The sequence below is a fragment of the Streptomyces sp. YS-3 genome, assembly GCF_045257485.1.
Taxonomy (GTDB): Bacteria; Actinomycetota; Actinomycetes; order Streptomycetales; family Streptomycetaceae; genus Streptomyces.
On sequence record NZ_JBJHPC010000394.1, the window covers coordinates 1 to 6921 of the forward strand.

General features: G+C 70.6%; 7 protein-coding genes. 3 read left to right on the forward strand and 4 right to left on the reverse strand.

Annotation, left to right across the window (positions count from 1 at the left end; all coding sequences use genetic code 11):
- Window positions 1-4 precede the first annotated feature (4 nt).
- Window positions 5-148: a hypothetical protein gene (locus ACJA3G_RS26125; protein ID WP_406555501.1), complete on the forward strand. Its 144-nt coding sequence runs from the start codon at window positions 5-7 to the stop codon at window positions 146-148.
- A gap of 119 nt (window positions 149-267) precedes the next feature.
- Here the strand turns inward: ACJA3G_RS26125 and ACJA3G_RS26130 are convergent, their stop codons facing one another.
- Together ACJA3G_RS26130 and ACJA3G_RS26135 are read right to left on the reverse strand one after the other, a co-directional pair.
- Window positions 268-999, reverse strand: coding sequence for a maleylpyruvate isomerase family mycothiol-dependent enzyme (locus tag ACJA3G_RS26130; RefSeq protein WP_406555495.1), 732 nt, complete (start codon window positions 997-999; stop codon window positions 268-270).
- Window positions 1000-1166: 167 nt separating this feature from the next.
- Entirely contained in the window at window positions 1167-2117 is a 951-nt protein-coding gene (locus ACJA3G_RS26135; protein ID WP_406555496.1) for an FG-GAP repeat domain-containing protein, read from the reverse strand.
- A 230-nt stretch (window positions 2118-2347) separates the two neighbouring features.
- Here ACJA3G_RS26135 and ACJA3G_RS26140 point away from each other — a divergent pair, with 230 nt between their 5' ends.
- Window positions 2348-4105, forward strand: coding sequence for an Imm49 family immunity protein (locus ACJA3G_RS26140; protein ID WP_406555497.1), 1758 nt, complete (start codon window positions 2348-2350; stop codon window positions 4103-4105).
- Window positions 4106-4157: 52 nt separating this feature from the next.
- Here the strand turns inward: ACJA3G_RS26140 and ACJA3G_RS26145 are convergent, their stop codons facing one another.
- On the reverse strand, window positions 4158-4574 hold the full coding sequence (locus ACJA3G_RS26145) for a MerR family transcriptional regulator (RefSeq protein ID WP_406555498.1): 417 nt from the start codon (window positions 4572-4574) through the stop codon (window positions 4158-4160).
- A 408-nt stretch (window positions 4575-4982) separates the two neighbouring features.
- Between ACJA3G_RS26145 and ACJA3G_RS26150 the strand changes: the two genes are divergently transcribed.
- Window positions 4983-6485, forward strand: coding sequence for a SulP family inorganic anion transporter (locus ACJA3G_RS26150; RefSeq protein WP_406555499.1), 1503 nt, complete (start codon window positions 4983-4985; stop codon window positions 6483-6485).
- A gap of 133 nt (window positions 6486-6618) precedes the next feature.
- Here ACJA3G_RS26150 and ACJA3G_RS26155 read toward each other — a convergent pair.
- A partial coding sequence (locus ACJA3G_RS26155) for a hypothetical protein (RefSeq protein ID WP_406555500.1) occupies window positions 6619-6921 on the reverse strand: 303 nt, incomplete at its 5' end.

Genomic DNA, 6921 nt, shown 5'->3' on the forward strand with positions numbered 1-6921 from the left:
GGACATGGGGCGGGCCCCCGCGGTCCTCGTCCGTCCGGACGGGCACGCGGTGTGGATCGCCGCGCCGTCGACGCCGGCAGCGGAGGCCGCACAGGAGTTGCGCCGGTCCCTCACGCGCTGGTTCGGGCGTCCGAGGGCAACCATGTGACCTCGCTGGGTCGCTGGAGGCGGGTGAAGTGGCGGTGAACCGACCGGGGCACCGTCCGTCCGTCACCGCAGCCAACTTCGCGCGCCCCGTGTCCCGGTCCTGACCAACGCACTTACCGGTCAGGACCGCCAGGCGGGAAGTTTCGGCAGCACACCGGCCGGATCGACCGAAAGTCCGCGCCCATCCGTGCGGCCCGTGAGCCAGCCCAGGAGCTCCGCCGCCGGCCCGGACACCCGTGGACCCTCACCGTCACCGACCGGCCGCACCACCCGGTCCTCGTCGGCGCTCACGACCATGCCGGGAAAATCGTCACGATTCCTTAGCCCGGCCACTGTCGTCGCCAGTTCCCGGGCGACGAAGAACGGGGGCCAGTCCGCGGGCCGGTAACCATGCGCCAGGTCGACATGGTGCACCTCCACCTCACGCAGCATGCTGCCGACCGCACCGCGCACGGGGCGCCTTCCCTCGCCCAGCCAACGCACCGGCACGTCCCACGCGTCGGCCGGGTGCTCACCGGCGGCCGTCAGCAATCCACCGAGCGCACCGCGCAAGTCCTCGGCCAGGGCAGCGGCGGGCCGTTCGGAGCCCTCCTGGATCTCCCGCTCCCGCTGCGCCTCGTCGCGGTACTGGGGCACGTCCTCGCCCGTGCGAGCGGCGGTCAGCAGACGGGTGCGTGAGTCCGCGCTGCGGGCGATGTGGGTGAGCACGTGCGCGCGGGTCCATCCGGGCAGCAGCGAGGGAGCCCGTACGTCGTCGTCCGTCAAGGTCGCCACCGAGGCGTGCAACCGCTCTACGGATGTACGCAGCAGGGGCAGCAGAGCGGCGGGTGCTTCAGTTCCGTCGTACGTCATGGGGCGGTGTCTCCGTTCGATGTCCGTATGTCATCTCAACGGTTCCCGCAAATACGGCGCGCACCCGTGACCGGCTGTCCGGACCGGTCCGAGGACCGGGCGGTCACAAAGCAGCGGTGCCGCCGGGGGACTGCCACCCGGCGGCACCGCGTCACAGGGAGACCGGCTCAGAGGAGGTCGTAGATGCCGAAACCCCAGCCGATCTTGACACGGTCGTTGAAGGGGTCGCCGCTGGCCCCGTTGCCGGAGTAGCGGTAGAGGTCGCCGTTGACGGCCCGGGCGACCAGGTCCGTACGGCCGTCATGGTCGAGGTCGCCGATCGAGAGGATACGGTCGTAGGCGTTCCAGCCCCCGCCGATCCTGGTGCGCTGGCCGAACGGGTCGGTGCGGTCACCGTTTCCCTTGTACAGCCAGAGCACCCCGTCCTTGTCGCGGGCGACGATGTCGGTGATGCCGTCGCCGTTCAGGTCGCCCTGGCCGGCGATCTCGGTGTACTGGCCCCAGCCGCCGCCGATCCTCGTGCGGGCGGTGACCCGGCCGTCGGGGTAGCCGAGGTAGAGCCAGAGCACCCCGTCCTTGTCCCGGGCGATGATGTCGGCCTCACCGGCGCCGGCGAGGTTGCCGGGGGAGAGGACCTTGTCGTAGATCTGCCAGCCGTCACCGATGGTCTTGGTTTCCACGTCCCATTCCGAGGCGTGGTACGTGTACGTCAGCCGGCCGGACTTCTCGACGTGCCAGGTGCTTTCGCCGTAACCGTCCTTGTCGTTGTCGACCTGGGCCTCGAACGCGGCGAAACTGAAGTCGACACCGATGTCGTCGCGGGCCTTGAAGCCGCCCTCGCCGTCCGGGAAGTACAGGTAGAGGTTGCCGGTCTTCTTGTCGACGGCCGTCATGGAGAAGGTGGGCGTTTCCACCCGCGCCTGCGCGGCGCCGCGCGGCGCGGAAAGCCCTGAAGGGCTGTGGGCACGGTGCTGGGCTTCCGCCCTGGCCTGCTGCCGCGCAGCGCCGTCGGACGGGTTTCCGGCCGCGAGGGCGGTACCCGCGGTGGTGGTCATCGCCGCCGCGATGGCGGTGGCGGCGAGGGCGCGCTGGAACGCGCGCCGCTGGACGAACTTCATGAACTGGCCCCCCAGTTGATTGTGAGATGGCGCGATTGGCCTGTACCACGCCGTCGATACCCGCACCCTACACAGGCGCACCGTGGAAGATCGGGTCGGGCATACCCACCACCCCCTGGTGTGTCCACCACACCAGGGGGTGGTGGGTATGCCCGACCCGGTTGTCGGCAACCGCCTTGTCAGTCCCCGCGCCTAAGCTGTCCGCAGGGATTCGATCAGGGAGCAGGGCAGTGCGAATAGAGCGTCACCAGGTCGGCGCGCCCGCGGTGTCGGCAGCGCGCGAGGGCTTCACGAACCGCATCGGGGGCCTGGTGCGGTCCATGTCGCGGGCCGGCCGGATGAGCACCTACGAGTGGCAGTCGATCGCCGAGGAGTTCCTCGACTACCTGGGCGCCCTCTCCGTCGAGACACCCGGTCTCGACACCGCGGAGGCCAAGGCCGCCCTCAAGGACGCCACCGAGGCCGCGGTCGGCGCCGTCGCTTACGCGGCGTACCACCCGCACTGCAGTTTCCAGGTCTTCCTGGAGTACGTGAACTTCGGCGTGGGCTACGACGCGGGTGAGGACGGCCCCGAGGAGAGCGTCACACCCGGGGAGTGGATCGACGCGCTCTGTCTCTCGGTGCTGAGGGACAAGGCCAAGTGGCACGGCGAGGCCTTCCACTTCGCGCGGGAGAAGTTCGCCGCGCGGGCCCAGGGAACACCCACCGGCGAGCTCGTCACGGGGCTGACGGCCGTGGTTCTGGACGACACCGGCGACGACGATGAGTATCCGCCGAGCGCGCAGGCCAAGCTCGCCGCCGTCGACGCGGCCCTGGACCGTGTCCGTGCCCGCGCCGAGGAACTGGGCGAGCCCCTCCTCGACCGGCCGGACGGCCTGGCGCTGCGCACGTTGCGCGCCCTGACCGCCGCGGACCGGGAGGCCTTCGATGCCGCGCTGGCAGACCTCCTGGCCAGGCACGCCACCCCGCGCGGCCCCAAGACCTCCCCGCGCACCCTGCTCCCGCTCGTCCCCCTGGCGCTCGCCGCGCTCGCGTACCGGACCCTGGGCTGGTCGCCCGCAGTCCGTACCGACTACCTCCCGCACGCGCTGGTCACGGGCTTCGAGAGTCGCGGCCCGCGAGTGGCGGGGTTCGGCTGTGACCGGCGGCCGGACTCGGTGGCCGCCCTCGCCGCAGGCCCGCTGGTGGTCGAACGACCGGCCTTCGACCGGACGGTGGACCCGCAGACCGAGGCCCTGTACGAGAAGAACGTGCGGGAGGCGCTCACCCCCGTCGATGGGAAACCCCTCTCCGTCTGGCGGCTCAGCGGCGTCATGGGTGACCAGGCGCGCCTTTTCAAGTGGCGCGCGGGGGACCCCGAGGGTGTGACGGACGCCCAGCTCGCGATCCTTCGGCTGGCCTCCCAGATGGGTGCGGCCCTGTTCCGTATCGCCCTGGCGGAGCCGGGCACCGAGGCCGAGGTGACCATCGACGGCCGCACACTGCGCTACCCGGCCCAGCGGGGTGAGGAAGCCGGAGCCGGCAACTGGCGGACGGCCACTGCCTTGGCCCTCATCACCGGGGTACGCGAGGACCTGGCTCCGCTGGTTCTCACCGGCCCCGCGTTCGCCCGCGCGGACGGCTCGGCCTTCGCCGCGTACCACGAAGCCCTCCACGCCTATCTGAAGGGCGCCGATCCCGAACCGGCGGCGGAGCGGGCCCTGCGGCAGGAGGAGAAGGCCGTGGACTGGGGCTTCGCCATGCCGCCGGCCGTACTGCTGTCGCAGCTCGTGGAGGGGGACGAGGAGAGCTTCAACCTGGCCCTGGCGGACGCGCTCGAAGCCCACCGCGACTACTACCAGGTCGCGGACCGCGCGGACGATCCGAATGCCGCGGTCAACCTCGACATCCTCGGCCTGGCCTGCCACGCCCGCCGTCGCGGCTGGAACATCCGCGTCGAGTCGCCCTACCTCCCGCAGGATCTCCTACGGGCGGCTCAGCCGATCTAGGGCGTGTTGCGGCTCAGGCTGGATGCGGCTCCGTCAGTGCGCGAATGAGCGCCTATTGCTGAGGCGCGGCGGGGGTGTTCCGGTCCAGGCGCGTGCGGAGGGTGGCGGCGAAGTCCTCGGCGCGTGCCAACTGGACGCGCAGCTTGTCGACTTGCTCGGTGGCGGCCCGTTCGTACTCGCGCACGCGGCCCACCAGGGTCTCCCGCTCGGCGGCGTCGAGGTGGCTCTCGCCGTCGAGGCGGTCGGTGGCATCCAGGAGGTCGCGCATCTGCTCCAAGGTGAAACCGAGGGGCTTCATGCGGCGGATGACCATGAGCCGGGCGACATCGGTCTCGGTATAGAGACGGAAGCCACCCCGGGAGCGGGCTGAGGGGGTGACGAGGCCCGTCTCCTCGTAGTGCCGGATGGTCCGCAGGGACAGCTCGGTCCGCGCGGCGACTTCACCGATCTGCATGTGCTTGTCGTCCACGCCTGTCGTTCCGGCCCTTCTCGCTGGTGTCGGGCGGCGTCCGGTGCGGCCCCGACCGATCTCTACTCTAACGTTAGGGTAGAGTTGCCGGTGACTAGGGCGGTCCGCGCTGCCCCGCTACTGCCGTTCCGGGGCCGATGCCGCCCCCGGTGAAGATCCGATCTCGCAGGAGAGAGCGTGCGCGAGCCCATGACGCCCATCGCCGCCGCCTGCCCGCCGTGACGCTTCGCCGCTGGATGTGAGTGGGCCCGCGCCCTTCGCGCGGCGCCCTGTTCCGTTCCTTCTCCGACTTCCGGCCTGCCGTCCGCAGGCTGTCCGCGGGGTGCCGGCCCGGCTCTCCCGCGTCCTCCCCGCGCACCCCCGGCCAGCACATAGGGGGGTGCCCGAGCACGACAGGTACCCGTTTCCTTGCCTTCTCCCGCTGTCTCTCCCGCCGCACGGCTGCGCGGTCTGCGTCCGGACTGGCTCTCCGATCCCAAGGTGTGGCGCACCGAGGTCCTCGGGGGCCTGGTCGTCGGGCTCGCGCTGATCCCGGAGGCGATCTCGTTCTCGGTCATCGCCGGCGTCGACCCGGCGATTGGACTGTTCGCCTCGTTCACCATGGCCGTGGTCATCTCGGTCGTCGGCGGCCGGCGTGCCATGATCTCGGCAGCCACCGGCGCGGTCGCGCTCGTGATCGCCCCGCTGAACCGGGAGCACGGCTTCGGCTACCTCGTCGCCGCCGTCATCCTGGCCGGTGTCTTCCAAATCGTGCTGGGGGCGCTGGGGGTGGCGAAGCTGATGCGGTTCGTGCCGCGCTCGGTGATGGTCGGTTTCGTCAACGCCCTCGCGATCCTGATCTTCATGGCCCAGGTCCCCGAGATGACCCATGTGCCGTGGCCCGTGTATCCGCTGGTCGCGGCGGGTCTGGCGCTGATGGTGTTCTTCCCCAGGGTCACCACGGTGATCCCCGCACCGCTCGTCTCCATCGTCATCCTCACGGCCATCACGGTGGCGGCGGGGATCGCGGTCCCGACGGTCGGCGACAAGGGCTCCCTGCCGTCCTCCCTGCCGGTCCCCGGGCTGCCGGACGTGCCGTTCACGATGGACACCCTGACGACCATCGCCCCGTACGCGCTGGCCATGGCGCTGGTCGGCCTGATGGAGTCCCTGATGACGGCCAAGCTCGTCGACGAGATCACGGACACGCACTCCAACAAGACCCGCGAGTCCGTCGGCCAGGGCATCGCGAACATCGTCACCGGGTTCTTCGGCGGCATGGGCGGCTGCGCCATGATCGGCCAGACGATGATCAATGTGAAGGTGTCCGGTGCCCGGACCCGCCTCTCCACGTTCCTCGCGGGCACGTTCCTGATGGTGCTGTGCATCGTCTTCGGGCCGGTCGTCTCCGACATCCCGATGGCCGCCCTCGTCAGCGTGATGGTGATGGTGACCTTCGCGACGTTCGACTGGCACTCGATCGCCCCCAAGACCCTCAGGCGGATGCCGGCCGGGGAGATCGCCGTCATGGTCATCACCGTGATCTGCGTGGTCGCCACCAGCAACCTCGCGATCGGTGTCGTCGTCGGCTCCATCACGGCGATGGTCATCTTCGCCAGGCGCGTCGCCCACCTCGCCAACGTCGCCGCCGTCACCGACCCCGACGGCACCACCGTGGTGTACTCCGTGACCGGCGCCCTGTTCTTCGCCTCCTCCAACGACCTCGTGGGCCAGTTCGACTACGCGGGCGACCCGGACAGGGTCGTCATCGATCTGTCCGCCGCCCATGTGTGGGACGCCTCCTCGGTGGCGGCCCTGGACGCGATCGAGACCAAGTACGTGCAGCGCGGCAAGAGCGTCGAGATCATCGGCCTGAACGACTCCAGCGCCGACCTGCACCGCAAACTGAGTGGCGAACTGACCAGCCACTGAACGACGAACCCGGCACGCGGGGGGCGACGCGGGTCCGCTCGCAGCTCGCCGGTGTGCGGTGTGCTGTTGCGGCGGTGACGGGCCGGAGGCACGCCCCCGGCCCGTCACGGACCCGCCGACCCGCAGAGGCCTCTCAGGCGCGCCGGACTCGCCAGAGCCATGCGGCCGTGCCCGCGAGCACGATGAGCATGGCCAGGTTGGCGAGCAGGGCCGGGGTGCCGTCCGAGGTGGTGAAGTCGGCGGAAGTCCAGATGGTGATGGCGGCTGTCGGCAGGACGGCGGTGAGCAGGACGCCGGTGGTCTTCTGGACAGAGGTCCAGTGGACCGAGGTGCACAGCAGCACCGCGCCGACGACGCGGAACAGGGTGCTGCAGACCTGTGCTGCGGGGACGTCGGGGAGGACCGCGGCGACGAGGAAGGGGAGGGTGAGCATCAG

Excerpts from the sequence above, each read along its gene's own strand:
- ACJA3G_RS26125 (WP_406555501.1), top strand. The coding sequence starts at position 5 with ATGGGGCGGGCCCCCGCGGTCCTCGTCCGTCCGGACGGGCACGCGGTG.
- ACJA3G_RS26135 (WP_406555496.1), bottom strand. The coding sequence starts at position 2,117 with ATGAAGTTCGTCCAGCGGCGCGCGTTCCAGCGCGCCCTCGCCGCCACC.
- ACJA3G_RS26130 (WP_406555495.1), bottom strand. The coding sequence starts at position 999 with ATGACGTACGACGGAACTGAAGCACCCGCCGCTCTGCTGCCCCTGCTG.